1 protein-coding gene is annotated in these 776 nt (G+C 56.7%); it reads right to left on the reverse strand.

Annotated features, from left to right (window positions below; all coding sequences use genetic code 11):
- Positions 1-776, reverse strand: a 776-nt coding sequence (locus AC0YKC_RS33985; RefSeq protein WP_488514243.1) for a serine hydroxymethyltransferase, incomplete at both ends; no start/stop codon positions are given.

Genomic DNA, 776 nt, shown 5'->3' on the forward strand with positions numbered 1-776 from the left:
TCTCCAAAACAAACAGCTTTAGCCGCCATAACGTTCGGGTGCGGCCCGCCTTGGATACCGGGAAACACTGCTGAATCGATCTTCCGACCCATGGCGGTATCGCGGCAGACAATGAGACCTCCGCGAGGGCCGCGTAGATTTTTGTTAGTTGTGGATGTCAGGAAGTCAATGTGCGGAAATGGGCTCGGGTACTGCTTGCCTGCGATCAGCCCAGAGAAATGTGCCACGTCCGCTAGGGTCGCGGCGCCTACCTCGGCAGCGATTGCCGACACCCTTTGGAAGTCGATTGCTCGTGGATAAGACGAACCTCCAACGATTATGAGCTTCGGCCGATGTTGACGCGCCAGTTGCTCCATCGCATCGTAATCGATGAAGCCTTCATCTGTTGTTCCATAAGAAACGGTCTTGAACCATCGACCTGACAAGTTGGATTTGAGGCCGTGACTCAAATGCCCGCCGGAGGCAAGGTCCATGCTCAGCACAGTGTCGCCAGGGCTTAAGGTTGCGAAATAGACCGCCTGGTTTGCTTGAGTACCGGAATGAGGCTGCACATTTGCATGCCCTCCCCCGAACATCGCCTTCGCCCGCTCGATCGCGAGCCGCTCGATTGCGTCAAAGTGCTCGACGCCAGCGTGGTACCTCTTGCCCGGATAACCTTCAATCGTTGCAAACACCACCATGGAATTCATGGCCTCACGCGCAGCCCGGCTGAGGTAGTTCTTCGGCGCGACAAGCTCGATTTGGCCACGTAGGCGGGATTCTTCCGCAGCGATGTG

Source organism: Mesorhizobium sp. CNPSo 4661 (genome assembly GCF_057784215.1).